Genomic DNA, 18,365 nt, shown 5'->3' on the forward strand with positions numbered 1-18,365 from the left:
GTCGATCCGGGCTGTGTGTTTTCAGGGGGCCGGTTTATCGGTACGGCGGCGGCATCCGCCGGCGTGGGTCAGCGCTCCACCGGCGCCTGCACGCGCGCTTTCCACTGGCCGCCCTTGCCGCGCCAGTAACGCCACGCGGACGCGAACGTCGCGCCGACGTAGAACAGCGCGACGAGCGGCAGCGCGGGCGCCCACAGCGGCGAGCGCCGGTAGTAGCGCAGCATCGGCGCATACGCGGCGCACATCGACGCCCACGCGAGCCAGGCCGGCCATGCGCGCGCGCCGTAGGCCAGCGCGGCGACGGGCGGCACCAGATAGATGATCGTCATCCCGAGCAGCGTGCCGGCCAGCAGCAGCGGCGAATAGTGCAACTGCGTGAACGCGGTGCGCGCGATCATGTTCCAGATGTCGCGCCAGCTGTCGTACGGGCGCAGCGACACGCTGCGATCGGCGAGATCGAGCCGGATCGGATGGCGGCCGCCGCCGCGATGCTTGATCTGCGCGGCAAGGCTGCAGTCGTCGATCAGCGCGCCGCGAATCGATTCGATGCCGCCCGCTTCCTCGAGCGCCGTGCGCTTCACGAGCATGCAGCCGCCCGCGGCGCCGGCCGTCCGGTTGCGCGGGTTGTTGATCCACGAGAACGGGTACAGCTTCGCAAAGAAGAACACGAACGCCGGAATCAACGCCTTTTCCCAGAACGAGTCGCAGCGCAGCCGCACCATCAGCGACACGAGATCGCGATTTTCGGCCTGCGCGCGCGTGACGAGCTGCGCGACGGCGTCGGGCGGATGACCGATGTCGGCATCCGTCAGCAACAGGTAGTCGGCCGGCAGGCCAAGCGTCTGCACGGCCGCGATCCCCTGCGATTGCGCCCACACCTTGCCCGACCAGCCGGCCGGCAGCGGCTTCGCGCTCAACACCGTCAGCCGGTCGGCGCGGTTGATCGCGAGCGCGGCCGCGCGGGCCGCGTCGGCGGTGCCGTCGTCGCTGTGGTCGTCGACGATGATCAGATGAAAGTCGCCCGGATAGTCCTGCTCGAGCAGCGAAGTCGCCGCGCGGGCGATCACGTCGGCTTCGTTGCGCGCCGGCACGACGGCCACGACGGCCGGCCAGCCGGCCTCGGCCGCCGCGCCGCGGGCGTCGGGCGGCAGCGGCCGCGCGGGCTGCGCGCGCCAGAAGCCGCCGCGCGCGACGAGCAGCACGATCCAGATCACCAGCGACAGGCCGGACACCAGGAAGGCGATCGCGAGCATCATCGGCCTGCCCCCTGCCGGGCACCGGCGCGTGCGACATCAATAAGGGTCTGGAACAAAACACCCGGCACCGCAGGGGCGGACGGGCAATACGCGTAAGAATCGACGGTCATCGAATGGCCTTGAAATGAGCGCGATGGCGGGCAGCCGGAGCGGCCGCCCGCGAAACCGCGCAGTTTACCGGGTTCCGCGCGCGCCAGCGCCGACGCGGCTCTCCCGCAATTGCAACGGTGTCGATACGGCACCGAAGCAAGGACGGCCCGATAGGGTTAAAATGCGCGATTAATTCGGGGTTCCGGGGCCTGGCCGGCCGGTTCGTTCCTGCCTTCATAACATCAAGCCGGGGCGAGCAAGCGCGTGCCAGCGCCTCGAACCCCGGCGTCTGTCGTCGGAGTTCGCTCACCTATGCGAGTCATCCTTGCCCAGCCCCGCGGCTTTTGTGCGGGGGTTGTCCGTGCGATCGAGATCGTCGATCGCGCGCTGCAACAGCACGGTGCGCCGGTCTATGTGCGTCACGAGATCGTGCATAACCGGCATGTCGTCGAAAATCTGCGTAATAAAGGGGCACGATTCGTTGAGGAGCTCGACGAGGTGCCGCACGGCGCTGTCGCGATCTTCAGCGCGCACGGTGTCGCCCAGACGGTCGAGCGCGACGCGCAAACGCGCGGGCTCGACGTGCTCGACGCGACCTGCCCGCTCGTCACGAAAGTGCACGTGCAGGGCCGCCAGTACGTCGCGGCGGGCCGCCGGCTGATCCTGATCGGCCACGCGGGCCACCCGGAAGTCGAGGGCACGATCGGCCAGATTCCGGCCGAGGTGATCCTCGTGCAGAGCGAGGCCGAAGTCGATACGCTGACGTTGCCCGTCGACACGCCGGTCGCGTACATCACGCAGACCACGCTGTCGGTGGACGACACGCGCGGCATCATCGAAGCGCTGCAGCGCCGGTTCACCGACCTCGTCGGCCCGGACACGCGCGACATCTGCTATGCCACGCAGAATCGCCAGGCCGCCGTGCGCGAGCTGAGCGAACAGGTTGACGTGCTGCTCGTCGTCGGTGCGACGAACAGCTCGAACTCGAACCGCCTGCGCGAGATCGGCACCGAAAGCGGTGTGCCGAGCTATCTCGTCGCCGACGGCTCGGAAGTGAAGGCCGAATGGTTCGCGGGCGTGCAGACGGTCGGCCTGACCGCCGGCGCGTCGGCGCCCGAGGAAATGGTCGAGGATGTAATCGGCGCGCTGCGCGCGCTGGGGCCCGTCGAGGTCGCGACGATGGCGGGCCGTGAAGAAAAAGTCGAATTCAAGTTGCCGGCGAAGCTCACGCAAGCTGTCGCCCGCGAAGTTTAAGGAGGACATCCCTTGTCTATTCCGCTGCTCCAGCAAGTCCGTGTCGGCGCCTACATCGTGCGCCAGCACCTGTCCGGCAACAAACGCTATCCGCTCGCGCTGATGCTCGAGCCGCTGTTCCGCTGCAACCTCGCGTGCAACGGCTGCGGCAAGATCGATTATCCGGATCCGATCCTGAACCAGCGTCTTTCCGTCGAGGAATGCCTGCAGGCCGTCGACGAGTGCGGCGCGCCCGTCGTGTCGATCGCCGGCGGCGAGCCGCTGCTCCACAAGGAGATGCCGGAAATCGTCAAGGGCATCATGAAGCGCAAGAAGTTCGTGTACCTGTGCACGAACGCGCTGCTGATGGAAAAGAAGATGGACGACTACCAGCCGAGCCCGTATTTCGTCTGGTCGGTCCACCTCGACGGCGACAAGGACATGCACGACCATTCCGTGTCGCAGGAAGGCGTGTACGACAAGGCGGTCGCGGCGATCAAGGAAGCGAAGCGCCGCGGCTTCCGCGTGAACATCAACTGCACGCTGTTCAACGATGCGATCCCCGAGCGCGTCGCGAAGTTCTTCGACACGCTGGGCCCGATCGGCGTCGACGGCATCACCGTGTCGCCGGGCTACGCGTACGAGCGCGCGCCGGATCAGCAGCACTTCCTGAACCGCGACAAGACGAAGAACCTGTTCCGCGAAATCCTGAAGCGCGGCGAAGGCGGCAAGCGCTGGTCGTTCAGCCAGTCGTCGCTGTTCCTCGACTTCCTGGCCGGCAACCAGACGTACAAGTGCACGCCGTGGGGCAACCCGGCGCGTACGGTGTTCGGCTGGCAGAAGCCGTGCTACCTGGTCGGCGAAGGTTACGTGAAGACCTTCAAGGAGCTGATGGAAACGACGGAGTGGGACAACTACGGCGTCGGCAACTACGAGAAGTGCGCGGACTGCATGGTCCACTGTGGCTTCGAGGCCACGGCCGTGATGGACACGATCTCGAACCCGCTGAAGGCGCTGCGCGTGAGCCGCAAGGGCATCAAGACCGACGGCCCGTTCGCACCGGACATCTCGATCGCGAAGCAGCGTCCGGCCGAGTACGTGTTCTCGCGCCACGTCGAGATCAAGCTCGAGGAAATCCAGCGCGCCGGCAAGGGCAAGCTGCAGAAGCCGGCGAAGTCGGCAACGGCCGCTTAAGCGCGTTTCGCCGCGCGGCGGTTCGCGCCGTCGCAGCGGCCACGCATCGAAGCAGCGCCACGGAGTTCGCTCCGTGGCGCTTTTGTTTTGTCGGACGCCGTGTGACGCGTGGCGCTTGCACGTGTACGTGCGGGGGCGAACGTCCGTTGCCTAGCTTCGCGACTCCGCCGCGGCGATCAGTTGCCACGCGGTCGGCCCCGGATCGAGCAGCGGATCGGACGGCGGGTCGAGATCGTGCCGATGCGCTTCCTCCGACGGCAATCTCTGTGATTTCGCGATGCCGATTTCGTCGCCGCAGACGGTGCATCGGTAGATGCCCGCCACCGTCACCTCGCTGCCCGGCGGCAGATTCTCGCTGAATGCGCGGCCACTTCCGCACGTGAAGTAGCCGCCGCTCCTGTATAGCGCCATCGCTCCTCCTGACCGAAAACGAATGCGTTCGCGTCGACACGCATGATCGCGGCGTTCGCCGCGAACGTCGCGAACGTCGCGAACGTCGCGAACATGGATCGTCGTCGCCCGGCCACACCGGGTTCCAGTCATGTCATTAGACGGCGCGCGGCCGCGCGATGGAATCGGACACGTATGAAACGCGGCCGTCGGCCAGCCGTTCAATGCAGAATGGCCGGCTCCCGCATCTTCGTCGCGGCCTGCGCGACCAACCCCGGCTGTTCGGCGGAAGCGAACGTGCAGACATAACGCCACAGCTCCGCCAGCCGATGCCGCGTGAGCGTCGCGACGCACGCGTCGTTCGCGGCGAGCACGCGTTCGAGCACCGCGCATTCGTCGGCGTGGAGCGTCCATGCACCGCCTTGCGCGGCGCGCGCCGCGCTTGCGTCCAGCACGCGCTCCGCGTCGACGCACAGGGCGATGGTCGCATCGGGGGAGACCGCATCGTCGAGCGCGAGGAAGACCAGATACACGCTCGTGCGCAGCCGCATCAGCAGCGCTTCGCTACCGTGCTCGCCGCGCAGCGCGACCAGCGCCATGTGGCATTTCAGCGAGATGTCGCGTGCATGCGCGAGCGGCAGCGGCAGCAGCCATTCGCGCGTCAACGGCGGATGGCGCCGGCCTTTTCGGGCAGCCTTCATGATTCGCCCTCGCTCGCGCATGCGTCGTTCGCCGCCGCCCCCGGCCACGCGCTGCGGCACGCGCGCGCGCAGCGGCCCGCGTCGCGCAGGGCGTGCGCCCGACGTCGCACGCCGCGCACATCGGCGCGCCGCCGCGTCGCGCACGCTTGCGGCAGCCTGCGTATCGCCAGCTCACGCAACACGCCGAACAATCGGTTCGGGCACGCCATGTCCGTCTCCCGCATCAAAACGTGTTGTCGCCCTTCAGGTAGTACGCGGTTTTCACGAAGAACGCCTTCACCGGATGGCCGCTCTGCGCGTCGCGGGCCGCCCGCGCTTCCATCGCGGCCTTCTCGTCGCGCCACCGGTCGGGCATCGGGTTGTTCACGCGCTCGAGCGCACGCTGCATCGCGAGCGGATAGTTCTGGTTGCCGGCCGTCGTCGCGCGATAGCCGGCGCGCGTCATCTGCATGAGCTGCGCATCGGTTTCGGCACGCGCCGCCGACCAGGTCAACGGCGCGGCATGCGGCATGTCGCCAGCGCCGATCGACTGCGCGAAGCTCACGGCGGGCAGCGCAACGAGTGCGCAGGAAAGAACGGCAACGGGAACGAGGGATCGCATAATGGCCTCCAGATGGTTGTCCCCGCATCGATCCAGCATCGATGCGTTGAAATCATCGTATGTCGGGCCGCATCCCGGTTGAATAGCCGAATCCGCAATTGTTATTTTCAGCCGCGCATTCGGCGCATGAGCCGCGTCATTCGCGAATCCATTCGAAACGGAATTTCTTTATTTCATTCAACGATCTGATCGGATTCTTACCGGCGATCCGGCTCGGCGCACATTCCGCTCTTTCAATTTCCGAAATGACGTGTTGCCGGCGCGATGCCGGCCGGCGCGCCTGCAGACAAGGCTTTGGCGTGATGTCGCGCACGCGGATACCGCCGAAACGATTTCATCCGATCAGCCGATTCTTCTGATGCAGGACAAATCGTCCGCGTCGGCCTGCCGGATCGGGACACGACGCATGCCGCAAGGACGCGCGATAATCACGCATCGGCCGTTTCGCACGGCATGTCAGGTGTTTTCATTTTTTATCGAATCTCTCCATGGTCGCTCTCGACATTACCGCCATCGACAGTTGGCACGCGCACGTCTATTTCGATGCGGCGAGCCGCGACGCGGCCTGGGCGTTTCGCCAGGTCGTCGACGCGCGGTTCGGCGCGGTCATCGAACTCGGCCGCTTTCACGAACGCCTCGTCGGCCCGCATCCGGCGTGGTCGTACCAGATCGCGTTCGGCGCCGCGCGATTCGACGACATCGTGCCGTGGCTCGTGCTGAACCACGGCGCGCTCGACATCTTCGTGCATCCGAATACCGGCGACGACCTGCGCGACCATCGCGATTGCGCGATGTGGATCGGCAAGTCGTATACGCTGAATCTCGACGCGCTGGCCGGCTAACGGCCGGCGCGCCCTGCCGCCTTCGCCGCGGCGAGGCATTCACGTTTCGGGTCGTCGTGAAACGTCTGGCGGCGGCGCGCCTCTACAGTGGTTTCCGTGATCGACTTCCGGAAACCCGCGATGACACCCGCAGACGCCCACGCCGACGCCCGGCGCATCCATGAAGACTGGCACGCCGCCGTCGTCGCCCGCGACCTCGACGCGCTGATGTCGCTGTATGCCGACGACGCGGTGCTCGAAACGCCGCTCGTCGTCGCCACGCGGCCCGCGCACAGCTCGGGCGTGCTGCACGGCAAGGCCGCGATCGGCGCCTTCCTCGCGGCCGGCCTGCGCGATCCGGACAACCGGCTCGGGCGCTGGTACCGGACCGGGCTGTTCTTCTCGAACGGCCGCCAGCTCGTCTGGGAGTACCCGCGCGCAACGCCGGACGGCGACCAGGTGGATCTGGTCGAAGTGATGGATCTGCGCGACGGGCTGATCGCGCATCATCGTGTGTATTGGGGATGGGCCGGGTTCAACGCGCTGCGGGCCGCCTCGCGCCCGTAACGCATGCTCGGGCCGGCTCGCCACGCGCGGGCATCACCTGCCCGACGCTCCATGCCGCTCACGCGACATACATCGCGACACTGACGAACTGGCACAGGCTGCCGGCCAGCACGAAAAGGTGCCAGATACCGTGCCCGTGGCGGATGCGTTCGTCGTTGATGAAGAAGTAGATTCCCGCGCTGTAGATCACGCCGCCGGCCACGAGCCACGCGGTGCCCACGGGCGGCAGCGCATGAATCAGCGGACGCACGGCGACGAGCGCGAGCCAGCCCATCAGCACGTACAGGATCATCGACAGCAGGCGCGTGCGGCGCCCGAGCGTCAGCTCCTGCACGATGCCGAACACGGCGAGCCCCCAGCTCACGCCGAACAGCGACCAGCCCCACGGGCCGCGCAGCGTGACCAGCGTGAACGGCGTGTAGCTGCCGGCGATCAGCAGGTAGATCGCGGCATGGTCGCATTTCTGCAGGATCGCCTTCAGGCGCGGGTTGCGCACGCTGTGATACGCCGTCGAGATTGCGTAGAGCAGGATCAGCATCGCGCCGTACACGCTGAAGCTCACCACCTTGTACGGGTCCCCTTCGAGCGCGCCCATCGTCACGAGCGCCACGAGGCCGGCTACCGACAGCACCGCGCCGACGAGATGGGAAATGCTGTTGAAACGCTCACCGACATGCACGACGTGTTCTCCTGCGGTCCATCGGGAAAAGAGGGAGCCCTATGATACCGGCGGCCGGATAGCCCGTGCTGCGCCCGGGCAAACGGCGTGCAAGCGCCATGCGCCGCGCGCCGCCGGCCGGCGCAAAAAAAAACGCCGCGACATCCATCGCGGCGCTTCCGTTTCGATACCGAACCGATTCGTCAGGTCATTGCAACGGCCGGTTCAGCAACACTTCCCTGCTCCCGACCCGTACCGCGCATTCTGACGCTCGCGAAAGAATTCCTCGTACGTCATCGGCTCGCGGTCCGGATGGGTTTCGCGCATGTGCGCGACGTAGGTGTCGTAGTCGGGCAGGCCGACCATCAGCCGCAACGCCTGCCCGAGGTAACGCCCCGCGCTGCGCAGGTCGCTGCCGAGATCGGTAAACATCGCGGCCTCCCGTTATCGTCCGCTGCCGAGCGCCTGCGCGGCCGGCATTGCTTCGTACGGCGTCTCGCGCACGGTCGGCTTCGATTCGCGGCGCGCGCGCAGCACGGCGAGCAGGCCGTACACCGCGATGCTCACGACGACGAAGATGAACAGCCCGGCCAGCGCCGCATCGATGTAGTCGTTGAAGATGATCCGCTTCATCTGCGCGATCGACTTCGCCGGCGCGAGCACCTTGCCTTCGTCCACAGCGGCCTGCAGCTTCGCGGCGTGCGCGAGGAAGCTGACCTTCGGGTTCGCGTCGAAAATCTTCTGCCAGCCGGCCGTCAGCGTGCAGATCAGGAGCCACGCGGTCGGTACGATCGTCACCCACGCATAGCGCTCGCGCTTCATCTTGAACAGCACGACGGTGCCGAGCACCAGCGCGATCGCGGCGAGCATCTGGTTGGAGATGCCGAACAGCGGCCACAGCGTGTTGATGCCGCCGAGCGGATCGACCACGCCCTGGTACAGGAAGTAGCCCCATGCGGCCACGCACAGCCCGGTGGCGACCAGGTTCGCGGGCAGCGACTCGGTGCGCTTGAGCGCCGGGTGGAACGTGCCGAGCAGATCCTGCAGCATGAAGCGGCCCGCACGCGTGCCCGCGTCGACGGCCGTCAGGATGAACAGCGCCTCGAACAGGATCGCGAAGTGATACCAGAACGCCATCATCGCTTCGCCGCCGATCACCTGGTGCAGGATGTGCGCCATGCCGACGGCCAGCGTCGGCGCGCCGCCCGCGCGCGCGATGATCGTCGTTTCGCCGACGGCCTTCGCGGTTTGCGTGAGCATGTCGGGCGTCAGCACGAAGCCCCATTGCGTGACGGTGTTCGCGACCGCTTCCGGCGTCGAACCGAGCACGGCCGCCGGCGCGTTCATCGCGAAGTAGATGCCCGGCTCGATCACGCACGCGGCGACCAGCGCCATGATCGCGACGAACGATTCCATCAGCATCGCGCCGTAACCGATGAAGCGCGCGTTGGTTTCGTTGTCGATCAGCTTCGGCGTCGTGCCCGACGAGATCAGCGCGTGGAAGCCCGATACGGCGCCGCACGCGATCGTGATGAACAGGAACGGGAACAGGTTGCCCGACCACACCGGGCCCGTGCCGTCGACGAACTTCGTCAGCGCGGGCATCTTCAGTTCCGGTGCGACGACCAGGATGCCGATCGCGAGGCCGAGGATCGTGCCGATCTTCAGGAACGTCGACAGGTAGTCGCGCGGCGCGAGCAGCAGCCACACCGGCAGCACCGATGCGACGAAGCCGTAGCCGATGAGAATCCACGTGAGCTGCGTGCCGCTGAACGTGAACCATGCGGCAACCGTGGGCGAGGCGGCCACGTTCTGGCCGAACGCGATCGCCGCCATCAGCCCGATGAAGCCGATGATCGACACTTCGCCGATGCGGCCCGGGCGGATGTAGCGCGTGTAGACGCCCATGAACAGCGCGATCGGAATCGTCGCGGCGACGGTGAACGTGCCCCACGGCGAATTCGTCAGCGCCTTCACGACGATCAGCGCGAGCACCGCGAGGATGATCACCATGATCAGGAACGCGCCGAACAGCGCGATCACGCCGGGCACCGTGCCGAGTTCCATCTTGACGAGGTCGCCGAGCGAGCGGCCGTCGCGGCGCGTCGAGATGAACAGCACGATGAAGTCCTGCACGGCGCCCGCGAACACGACGCCGGCCAGGATCCACAGCATGCCGGGCGTATAGCCCATCTGCGCGGCGAGCACGGGGCCGACCAGCGGCCCGGCGCCGGCGATCGCGGCGAAGTGATGGCCGAACAGCACGTACTTGTTGGTCGGCACGTAGTCGAGGCCGTCGTTGTACTTGACCGCCGGCGTCATGCGCAGCCCGTCGAGCTGCATGACCTTGCTGGCGATGAAACGGCTGTAGAAGCGATACGCGATCAGATACACGCAGACTGCGGCGATCACGATCCAGAGGGCACTGACGCGCTCGCCGTGTGCGAGTGCGATCGTGCCGAATGCGAACGCGCCGAGCAGCGCGACCGCGATCCAGAGCAGGGTACTGGAAGCCCGATTCATGGCGTCTCCTGGTCTCCAATGTGTTTTTGAGTGGATGCGGCCCGAAAGCCGAACCCGCGTGACGTCGATGCGTCGTGCCGCAGCCTCGCAGAGGCCGCGGCGATGGGCCGTAGTATTCCGCGCGACGGGGGCCGCTTACAAGCGGATAACTACGTATGAGGATCTACGTAGAATTACGTAGTCGCTGTCACATACCCGCCGTCAGGCCACGATTGCTCACGACCGGCGAGCCACGTACAGTATTCGCCTGCCCCCATTCCGGAACCGCCATGCCGATTGCATTTCAGAAGATGAACGCGAATGATGATGACTTCGTCATCGTCGACCTGCGTGGTCAAGGGCACGATCCCGCGCATCGCGTCGATCGCGATCTCGTGCGACGCATCGGCGGTCGGCATCGCGGCATCGGCTCCAACCCGCTCGCGGTTGGGTCGGATTGCGACGATGCGGCCGCCCGCGTCGCGTTCCGGAACCCCGACGGCTCGGCGCTCGATACCTGCGGCAGCGCGACGCGCGGTGTCGCGTGGAAAAAGCTGATGCGGGAAACCGGCGCGGCGTCGGTCGTGCTGCGCACGAATCGCGGGCGCCTGCACTGTTCCCACGATACAGACGGGTTGATCGAGGTCGAAATGGGCGCGCCGCGGCTCGGCTGGCAGGACGTGACGGTTCGATGGAACAGCGCCGGTGGCGTGTTCCTGAGCGGGCACGTGACGTTCGGGTTCAACGGGGCGTGGCTGTGATGACCGACGACGCACAAACCTTCCACGCGTTGCGCCCGCGCCTGCAGAAGATCGCGTACCGGATGCTCGGCTCGATCGCGGACGCCGAGGACATCGTGCAGGACGTGTGGCTGCGCTGGCACGACGCGGCGCGCGAGCGCATCGAGAACGCCGAGGCCTGGCTCGTCGCGGTCACGACGCGGACGTCGATCGACCGCCTGCGCGCGGCGAAGCTCCGGCGCGAGCACTACACGGGCATCTGGCTGCCCGAGCCGGAACTGGGCGAATCGCCTGCCACGCCGGAGGAAATGACCGAGCGCGCGAACGACGTATCGGTCGCGTACCTGCTGCTGCTCGAACGGCTGACGCCGGAAGCGCGCGCGGCGTTCCTGCTGCGCGAAGTGTTCGATGCCGACTACGACGAGATAGCCGATGCGATCGGCAAATCCGAAGCCGCGTGCCGGCAGCTCGTCAGCCGCGCGAAGGCCCAGTTGCGCGACGACGACAGGCCGCGCCACGTCGTGCCGCGCGAAAAGCACCGGCAATTGCTGCAGAGCTTTTCGCACGCGCTCGCGCAAGGCGATTTCCCGTCGATCCAGGCGCTCCTCGCCGAAGACGCGATGCTGATCGGCGATGGCGGCGGCAAGGTCCAGAGTTTCCCGAAACCGCTGGTCGGCGGTCGCCGTATCGCTCAACTGTTCTATGCGACGTGGTTGCGCTGCGGCAGCGGTGTCGAGATGCGGCCGGTCGTGCTGAACGGCGAATGGGCGATGCTGCGCTTCATCGCAGGGCAACTCGAAGCGGCGATGTCGTTCGAGACCGACGGCGCGCGCATCGGCCGGATTCTCGTGCAGCGCAACCCCGACAAGCTCGCGCGGATCGCGGCCGCCTGCGCGGCCGGCTGACGCGCGCGTCCCCGCGCCGGCGCCGGCCGCGCCCGCCGTCGAGCGCGGATTGATGCAGCGCGCGCAACACGATGCGTCCCTGTGCGTGGCTACCGCGTACCGGCGCACCCTCCTAAGATGATTTCGCGCGGCGCCCTGCCGCCCACGACACCCGCACCACGCGGGCCAGCCTCTTCGTCGCCAGGAGAAATCATGACGCAGCGTCTCAACTACATGCATCAATCGCCCGAGCTGTTCAAGCAGTTCCTCGAACTCAGCAATTTGCTGCGCGGCAGCGCGATCGAGGAATCGATCCGCGATCTCGTATCGGCCCGTGCGTCGCAGCTCAACGGCTGCGCGTTCTGCCTCGACATGCACGTGAAGGAAGCGCGCCTTCACGGCGAGCGCGAGCTGCGCCTGCACCATCTGGCGACGTGGCGCGAATCGACGCTGTTCTCGCCGCGCGAGCGGGCCGCGCTGGCCTGGACCGAAATACTGACGAAGCTCCCCGAGCACGGCGTGCCGGACGACGTCTACGATCGCGTGCGCGGCCAGTTCTCCGAAAAGGAATTGTCGGACCTGACGTTCGAAGTGATGGCGATCAACGGCTGGAACCGCGCGAATGTGGCGTTCCGCACCGCTCCGGGTTCGGCCGACAAGGCTTACGGCCTCGACAAGGCCAATCTCGCCTGACGCCCTCGCCCGGTCGCGGGCGCCCTTCTTCGCCGCCGGCGGCCTGCCGGCGGCGGTCACTGGAATACATCCGATGATTCGCTTGAAACATGCCGTCACATCCGCGCTCCTGGTCGCGGCCGCCACCGCCGGCGCCGCCCATGCGGCGCCCTCGGCCATCGTCACGACGCTGATGACGAAGCCGCTCGACGACTATCCGGGCAAGGAAGCCCAGATGATCTCGGTCGAATACCCGCCCGGCGCGGTCGACCCGGTTCACCGCCACCACGCCGACGCGTTCGTCTATGTCGTCGAAGGCTCGATCGTGATGCAGGTGAAGGGCGGCGAGCCCGTCACGCTGAAACCGGGCCAGACCTTCTACGAGGGCCCGAACGACCTGCACACGGTCGGACGCAACGCGAGCCAGACCCGGCCCGCGAAGTTCATCGTGCTGTTGTTGAAGGACAAGGGCGCGCCCGTGCTCGTGCCGGAAAAATAGCCGGCTCGCACGCCGCCGCGACCTTTTTGAAAAAATGCGGCGGGCGGTGTCACAGGCGGCAGCGCTGAAACGTCTAGTCGCATACGGACACCACGATTCCAGCGCCACCATGCCCGACACCTCCATCCGCCGCCCCGATGCCGACGACCCGTTCGCGCGCAGCTTCTCGACCTGCTACGCCGGTGTGGTCACGTTCCTGGCCGTCGTCACCGAGGGCAGCTTCGCGCGCGCCGCCGACCGCCTCGGCGTCGGCCGCTCGTCGGTCAGCCGCCACGTGCAGCGGCTCGAGGACCGGCTCGACGCACGCCTGTTCCAGCGCACCACCCGCAGCATGTCGCTGACGCGCGAAGGCGAGCTTTTCTACGAAAACTGCCGGCCCGGCATCGAGCATCTGGCGCAGGCGCTCGAGGACATGCGCGAGCTGCGCAGCGGGCCGCCCAGCGGGCACCTGCGCATCGGCGCGACGCCGGGCTTCGGCCGCAAGGTCATCGCGCCGCTGCTGCGCGACTTCCATGCGCAGTATCCGGACATCACGCTCGAACTGCTGCTGAACGACCGGCCCGTCGATTTCTCCGCCGACCGCATCGACGTCGCGTTTCGCGACGGCCGCATGGAGGACAGCGCGATCGTCGCGCGCCGGCTGATTCCGATGCAGATGATCGTCTGCGCGTCGCCGTCGTACGCGCATCAGCACGGCTTGCCGCGCCACGTCGACGATCTCGGGCGGCATCGCTGCATCAACCTGCGCACCGCATCGGGCCGCGTGACGGAATGGGAATTCAGGATCGACGGCGTGACGCAGCAGCGCCAGATCGCCGCGCATCACACGTTCAACGACATCGATCTCGTCGTGCAGGCGGCGCTCGACGGGCTCGGCATCGCGCAGTTGCCCGCGTACCAGGTGTGCGACCTGCTCGCCGACGGCCGGCTGGTGAGCTGTCTCGGCCAGCACGCGCCGGACGACGGCGGCCACTATCTCTGTTACCTGAGCCGCAAGCACCTGCCCACGCGGATCCGCGTGTTCATCGACTACATGATCGAACAGACGCGTGCGCGCGAACTGCACTGCCCGGCGACGATGACGACCATGACGACGACGGCGCCGCTGGAGGCGGTCGATTGATGCATTCGCGGCAACATGGTGAGGGCTTGCAGGACACTGGCGGATCGCGCGGCGCATGCCTACGATGCGGGCTGTTCGGCAGGCACGCGCATATGGCGCGGCGCCGCTCGGCAAGGCGGCGGCCCAATCGCGCGAACGCGATCGGCGCCGGTTTCGGCAGGTTCAAGCGGCGCGCATGTCGCGCGCCCGTTCAAGGAGAGCAATCGTGAAGATCGTCGTCATTGGTGGTACCGGCCTCATCGGCAGCAAGGTCGTCAGGAACCTGATCGCACGCGGCCACGACGCGGTGGCCGCAGCGCCGTCGACGGGCGTCGATACGATCACGGGTGCGGGGCTGGACGACGCGCTCGCCGGCGCGGAGGTCGTGGTCGATCTCGCGAATTCGCCGTCGTTCGAGGAAGCGGCCGTGAAGGCATTCTTCGAGGCGTCGGGACGCAACCTGTTCGCCGCGGAGCGTGCGGCCGGCGTGCGCCATCACGTCGCGTTGTCGGTCGTCGGCACCGACCGGTTGCAACAGAGCGCGTATTTCCGCGGCAAGATCGTTCAGGAAAACCTGATCCGCGAAGCGGGCGTGCCGTACACCATCGTGCGCTCGACGCAGTTCTTCGAATTCGTCGGCGCGATCGCGCAGGCTGGCGCGCAAGGCGACACGGTCCGCTTGACCACCGCGCACTTCCAGCCGATCGCATCGGACGACGTCGCGGCCGCCGTGACCGATTTCGCGCTCGATGCGCCGCGCAACGGCATCGTCGAGATCGGCGGCCCCGAGCGCGTGCGGATCGCCGATCTGGTCGAGCGTTTCCTGTCGGCCACGCACGACGCGCGCACGGTGACGCGGGATGCGGGCGCCGACTACTTCGGCGCGGTGCTGCAGGACGACACGCTCGTGCCGGCGCCCGGCGTGCGCCTCGGCGCGACGACCTTCGACGCGTGGTTCCGGCAGCATGCGCTCGCGCGCTGACCACCGCCGGATCGCACACCATGACGCCGCTGCGCCCGCCGCCGCTGTCGCTGCTCGACCGGTATCGCGGCCGAGAACCGCAGACGCTGTACTCGACGACGGTCACCGTCACGGGCGGCGAGGCCGAGCACGGCCGCGCATCGGGCGTCGCGCGTTCCGACGACGGGCGCCTGGAGGTCGCGCTGCGCCTGCCGTCCGCACTGGGCGGGCCCGGCGACGGCCCGAACCCGGAGCAACTGTTCGCCGCGAGCTATGCGGCGTGTTTTCACGGCGCGCTGAGCCTGCTGGCCGCACGGGCGGGCGTAGCGATCGCCGGCGCGTCGGTGTCCGCATCGATCGACTTCTGCCGCGATCCGATGGACGGGTTGTTCATGCTGAACGCGAACATTCGCGTGCGGCTGCCGGGCGTCGAACGCACGTTGGCGGAAGAACTCGTCCGCAATACGGAGCGTTTCTGTCCGTATACGAAGATGGCGCACGAGGGCATCAGCCACATCGTGGCGCTTGCGCCGGCGGACGACGCGCCCGAACGCTAGACGGCGCGAACGTTCCACCCATCGTTTTCACGAGGAAGTCATGCAGTCATTCGACAACAAGGTGGTCCTCATTACCGGCGGCGGCGCCGGCATCGGGCGGGCGGCGGCCGTCGCGTTCGCACGCGAAGGGGCGCGCGTCGTCATCACGGGCCGCCGCGAAGAGGCGCTTTCCGCCGCCGCGCGCAGCGCGCCGGGCATCGACTACGTGGTCGCGGACGCCGGCAATCCGGCCGACGCCACGCGCACGATCGACGAAACGGTCGCACTGGCGGGGCGGCTCGACGTGCTGGTCAACAATGCGGGCGCGGGGGCGATCCTGCCGCTCGAGTCGGCGACCTTCGACGCGATCAGCGCGATCTTCCGCGTCAATACGCTCGGGCCGTCGATGCTCGCGACCGCCGCGCTGCCGCATCTGAAAGCGGCGCGCGGCAGCATCGTCAACGTGTCGAGCACGTTCGGACACAAGGCAGCGGCGCTGTTGTCGCACTATGCGGCGAGCAAGGCCGCGCTCGAGCATCTGACGCGCTGCTGGGCGCTCGAGCTCGCATCGGCGGGCGTGCGCGTGAACGCCGTTGCGGCGGGCCCGACGGAAACGGACTTCCTATCGGAACGGATGAAGCTGTCGGAAACCGACATCGAAGCGATCAAGGCGCAGGAGCGCGCGCGCATTCCGCTCGGCCGGCGTGGCGAGCCCGCGGACGTCGCGAGCTGGATCGTGTCGCTCGCGTCGCCGCAGGCGGCATGGATGACGGGGCAGGTAATCACGGTCGACGGCGGGCTCGACGCAACCTGACCGTCGCCGGAACGCGCGTCACCCGTCGCGACGGGCGACGCGTGACGCGCGAGATGGCGGATCAGTGCTTTTCGTCGACCTTCTTCGGCTTCGGCGGCGACGGCACCTTCGCGTACTGGAACGCCGGCGTGGCCTTCAGCGCCTCCTTCGTCGCGCCGGGCAGGTAGATGTTGCCGTTGCGCACGTCGAGCGACGCGATCGGCACCGCGACGTCATGCGCGGCCACGCCGAGGAAGCCGCCGGCCGACACGATCGCGGCGGACACCGAGCCGTCCGGCGCGACGATCAGGTCGCGCACCTTGCCGACCTTCTGGTTGTCGTCGTTGTATACGGTCTTGCCAAGCACGCTCTTCTTCACGCTCCAGCCTTCGAGCAGCGCCTGCGACTGCTCGACGGTCACGCTGATCGGCTGCGCGCCCGCGATCTGCGCGTGCGCGCTGACGCTCGAGGCGAGGACGGTTGCTGCGATGAGGGTCTTGTAGAACTTCATGTTTCATGCACTCCGGTGCGGTTGTTGTGGATTCCGGGCGCGAAGCGGGCGCAACGGCTGATCGGTGGGCGCCCCGCGGATGGCCGCCCCGCGCTTCGTCGGTCGCGTGACGGCCGGCCGCACCGCCACTGCGCGTGTGCGTGGCGGACCGGCGTGGCCGGACTGCGGCGAGCAACACGTCTTTCATGGTAGCGGCATTCGCCGGATCGTGCGTTCACGATGCAACACGGCAGATGGGGCAAGCCGGATCCGGATCAACGATCGTGCGGACAAGTGGAGCGAGCGGCCCCGAAAAATGGCGCCGCGGCCTGCCGATCGGGACAACCTCACGGATGAATATCCAGCCTTCGCGGCGCATCGGACCACGCGGCGTCACGCATTGCGCGAATACACTCGCCGGTGCCGCACGGCGTCGGCCAGCACGTCGAGCACAGGCTCCGTCTGCGTCCAGCTCAGGCACGCATCGGTGATCGACACGCCGTACTTGAGCGGCACGCCGGGCTTCAGGTCCTGTCGGCCGGCTTCGAGATGGCTCTCCACCATCACGCCGACGATCCGATGCTCGCCCTGCCCCAACTGCCGCGCGAGATCCTGCGCCACCTCGATCTGCCGCTCGTGCGACTTGTTCGAGTTCGCATGCGAGCAATCGACCATCACCTGTTCGCGCAATCCGGCCTTGCGCAGCACCGCGCAGCTTGCTTCGACGTGCTCGGCGTCATAGTTCGGGCCGTTCTTGCCGCCGCGCAGGATCACGTGCGCATCGTCGTTGCCGCGCGTCTCGAAGATCGCGGCCATCCCCATCTTTGTCATCCCCATGAACGCATGGCTCGCGGCCGCGGCGACGATCGCGTCCGACGCGACCTGCACGCCGCCGTCGGTGCCGTTCTTGAAACCGATCGGGCAGCTCAGCCCCGACGCCAGCTGACGGTGGCTCTGGCTCTCGGTGGTGCGCGCGCCGATCGCGCCCCACGCGATCAGGTCGGCGATGTACTGCGGGCTCAGCAGGTCGAGGAATTCGGTCGACGCCGGCAGGCCGAGCGCGTTGATGTCGAGCAACAGTTGCCGCGCGGCGCGCAGCCCTTCGTTGATGCGGAAGCTGCCATCCAGGCGCGGATCGTTGATGTAGCCCTTCCAGCCGACCGTCGTGCGCGGCTTCTCGAAGTAGACGCGCATCGTGATCAGCAGGTCGTCCTTCAACGCGTCGGCGGCCGCCTTCAGCCGGCGTGCGTAATCGAGCGCCTGGTCGTGATCGTGGATCGAGCACGGGCCGACGACGAGCAGCAGGCGATCGTCGCGGCCGTGCAGGATGTCGCCGATCGCGCGGCGCGTGTCCTCGACGAGCGTCTGCGTGGCGGCCGGCACCGGCAGTTCGTCGAGCAGCAGCGCGGGCGAAATCAGCGGGCGCACCGCGCCGATGCGCACGTCGTCGATGCGCGTGGTGTCCTGCGTCGCGTCGGCGCTGCCTACCTCGCGATCGTGGGAAGGATTGTCGAGGTTCTGCATGGTGATTCTCCGGGGGACGTCTGTCTGGAATGATGGGCAGGCTCGATTATGGCACTCGCGCGAGACGGTAGCGGCTTGCGGCGGGGGAAGGCGGGCGGCCGCCGCGGGAAGGCGGCCGACGTCAAAACGGGGCAAAAAAGGCGTGTCGCAA

At 67.5% G+C, this 18,365-nt stretch carries 20 protein-coding genes and 1 pseudogene; 12 read left to right on the forward strand and 9 right to left on the reverse strand.

The annotated features are described in order from the left end of the window. Positions 1 to 68 precede the first annotated feature (68 nt). Positions 69 to 1,256, reverse strand: a complete 1,188-nt coding sequence (locus tag LGM42_RS09265) for a glycosyltransferase (RefSeq protein ID WP_060317820.1) — start codon at positions 1,254 to 1,256, stop codon at positions 69 to 71. Positions 1,257 to 1,658: 402 nt separating this feature from the next. Here LGM42_RS09265 and ispH point away from each other — a divergent pair, with 402 nt between their 5' ends. Together ispH and hpnH are read left to right on the forward strand one after the other, a co-directional pair. Beyond that, positions 1,659 to 2,600 carry a 4-hydroxy-3-methylbut-2-enyl diphosphate reductase gene (gene ispH / locus LGM42_RS09270; RefSeq protein ID WP_059581714.1) on the forward strand — a complete coding sequence of 314 codons (942 nt, stop codon included), beginning with the start codon at positions 1,659 to 1,661 and terminating at the stop codon, positions 2,598 to 2,600. A 12-nt stretch (positions 2,601 to 2,612) separates the two neighbouring features. Beyond that, on the forward strand, positions 2,613 to 3,773 hold the full coding sequence (hpnH, locus tag LGM42_RS09275; RefSeq protein ID WP_006480287.1) for an adenosyl-hopene transferase HpnH: 1,161 nt from the start codon (positions 2,613 to 2,615) through the stop codon (positions 3,771 to 3,773). A gap of 150 nt (positions 3,774 to 3,923) precedes the next feature. Here the strand turns inward: hpnH and LGM42_RS09280 are convergent, their stop codons facing one another. From LGM42_RS09280 to LGM42_RS09290, 3 genes are all read right to left on the reverse strand, one after another. Further along, the gene (locus LGM42_RS09280; protein WP_059581711.1) at positions 3,924 to 4,184 is read right to left on the reverse strand and encodes a hypothetical protein; all 261 of its coding nucleotides are present in this window, start codon (positions 4,182 to 4,184) and stop codon (positions 3,924 to 3,926) included. Positions 4,185 to 4,384: 200 nt separating this feature from the next. Continuing rightward, complete coding sequence (locus LGM42_RS09285; protein WP_226232066.1) at positions 4,385 to 4,864, reverse strand: hypothetical protein; 480 nt, start codon at positions 4,862 to 4,864, stop codon at positions 4,385 to 4,387. 223 nt (positions 4,865 to 5,087) lie between these two features. Continuing rightward, entirely contained in the window at positions 5,088 to 5,465 is a 378-nt protein-coding gene (locus LGM42_RS09290) for a hypothetical protein (protein WP_059644398.1), read from the reverse strand. A 488-nt stretch (positions 5,466 to 5,953) separates the two neighbouring features. Between LGM42_RS09290 and LGM42_RS09295 the strand changes: the two genes are divergently transcribed. Both LGM42_RS09295 and LGM42_RS09300 read left to right on the forward strand, forming a co-directional pair. After that, the gene (locus tag LGM42_RS09295; protein ID WP_059581700.1) at positions 5,954 to 6,307 is read left to right on the forward strand and encodes a DOPA 4,5-dioxygenase family protein; all 354 of its coding nucleotides are present in this window, start codon (positions 5,954 to 5,956) and stop codon (positions 6,305 to 6,307) included. A 120-nt stretch (positions 6,308 to 6,427) separates the two neighbouring features. After that, positions 6,428 to 6,853: a nuclear transport factor 2 family protein gene (locus LGM42_RS09300; protein WP_226232067.1), complete on the forward strand. Its 426-nt coding sequence runs from the start codon at positions 6,428 to 6,430 to the stop codon at positions 6,851 to 6,853. 58 nt (positions 6,854 to 6,911) lie between these two features. On the opposite strand, the gene trhA is transcribed toward LGM42_RS09300, so the two are convergent. From trhA to LGM42_RS09315, 3 genes are all read right to left on the reverse strand, one after another. Further along, entirely contained in the window at positions 6,912 to 7,532 is a 621-nt protein-coding gene (gene trhA, locus LGM42_RS09305) for a PAQR family membrane homeostasis protein TrhA (protein WP_050013387.1), read from the reverse strand. Between the two features lie 204 nt (positions 7,533 to 7,736). Beyond that, the gene (locus LGM42_RS09310; RefSeq protein WP_027781714.1) at positions 7,737 to 7,943 is read right to left on the reverse strand and encodes a YbdD/YjiX family protein; all 207 of its coding nucleotides are present in this window, start codon (positions 7,941 to 7,943) and stop codon (positions 7,737 to 7,739) included. Between the two features lie 12 nt (positions 7,944 to 7,955). Further along, entirely contained in the window at positions 7,956 to 10,034 is a 2,079-nt protein-coding gene (locus LGM42_RS09315; RefSeq protein ID WP_059581690.1) for a carbon starvation CstA family protein, read from the reverse strand. 269 nt (positions 10,035 to 10,303) lie between these two features. On the opposite strand from LGM42_RS09315, the pseudogene LGM42_RS09320 reads away from it, so the two are divergent. The 8 genes and pseudogenes from LGM42_RS09320 to LGM42_RS09355 form a co-directional block, all read left to right on the forward strand. Then, positions 10,304 to 10,696 (forward strand): annotated as a pseudogene (locus LGM42_RS09320) (diaminopimelate epimerase); the annotation flags it as partial. 77 nt (positions 10,697 to 10,773) lie between these two features. Then, positions 10,774 to 11,658, forward strand: a complete 885-nt coding sequence (locus tag LGM42_RS09325) for an RNA polymerase sigma-70 factor (RefSeq protein ID WP_059581688.1) — start codon at positions 10,774 to 10,776, stop codon at positions 11,656 to 11,658. Positions 11,659 to 11,850: 192 nt separating this feature from the next. After that, complete coding sequence (locus tag LGM42_RS09330; protein ID WP_059581685.1) at positions 11,851 to 12,330, forward strand: carboxymuconolactone decarboxylase family protein; 480 nt, start codon at positions 11,851 to 11,853, stop codon at positions 12,328 to 12,330. A 73-nt stretch (positions 12,331 to 12,403) separates the two neighbouring features. Next, complete coding sequence (locus tag LGM42_RS09335) at positions 12,404 to 12,808, forward strand: cupin domain-containing protein (protein WP_226232069.1); 405 nt, start codon at positions 12,404 to 12,406, stop codon at positions 12,806 to 12,808. 109 nt (positions 12,809 to 12,917) lie between these two features. Beyond that, entirely contained in the window at positions 12,918 to 13,931 is a 1,014-nt protein-coding gene (locus LGM42_RS09340; protein ID WP_226232070.1) for a LysR family transcriptional regulator, read from the forward strand. A gap of 205 nt (positions 13,932 to 14,136) precedes the next feature. Beyond that, positions 14,137 to 14,892, forward strand: coding sequence for an SDR family oxidoreductase (locus LGM42_RS09345; RefSeq protein ID WP_226232071.1), 756 nt, complete (start codon positions 14,137 to 14,139; stop codon positions 14,890 to 14,892). Between the two features lie 20 nt (positions 14,893 to 14,912). Then, entirely contained in the window at positions 14,913 to 15,428 is a 516-nt protein-coding gene (locus tag LGM42_RS09350) for an Ohr family peroxiredoxin (RefSeq protein WP_060317946.1), read from the forward strand. Positions 15,429 to 15,468: 40 nt separating this feature from the next. After that, positions 15,469 to 16,221, forward strand: a complete 753-nt coding sequence (locus LGM42_RS09355; protein ID WP_226232072.1) for an SDR family NAD(P)-dependent oxidoreductase — start codon at positions 15,469 to 15,471, stop codon at positions 16,219 to 16,221. Between the two features lie 61 nt (positions 16,222 to 16,282). Here the strand turns inward: LGM42_RS09355 and LGM42_RS09360 are convergent, their stop codons facing one another. Both LGM42_RS09360 and LGM42_RS09365 read right to left on the reverse strand, forming a co-directional pair. Then, positions 16,283 to 16,711: a PRC-barrel domain-containing protein gene (locus LGM42_RS09360; protein ID WP_059581669.1), complete on the reverse strand. Its 429-nt coding sequence runs from the start codon at positions 16,709 to 16,711 to the stop codon at positions 16,283 to 16,285. Between the two features lie 372 nt (positions 16,712 to 17,083). Next, positions 17,084 to 18,214 (reverse strand): 3-deoxy-7-phosphoheptulonate synthase, encoded by a 1,131-nt coding sequence (locus tag LGM42_RS09365; RefSeq protein ID WP_059644416.1) that lies wholly within the window; start codon positions 18,212 to 18,214, stop codon positions 17,084 to 17,086. Between the last annotated feature and the right edge of the window lie 151 nt (positions 18,215 to 18,365).

The sequence above is a fragment of the Burkholderia sp. AU39826 genome (assembly GCF_020419965.1).
In the GTDB taxonomy this organism is placed as follows: Bacteria; Pseudomonadota; Gammaproteobacteria; order Burkholderiales; family Burkholderiaceae; genus Burkholderia; species Burkholderia semiarida.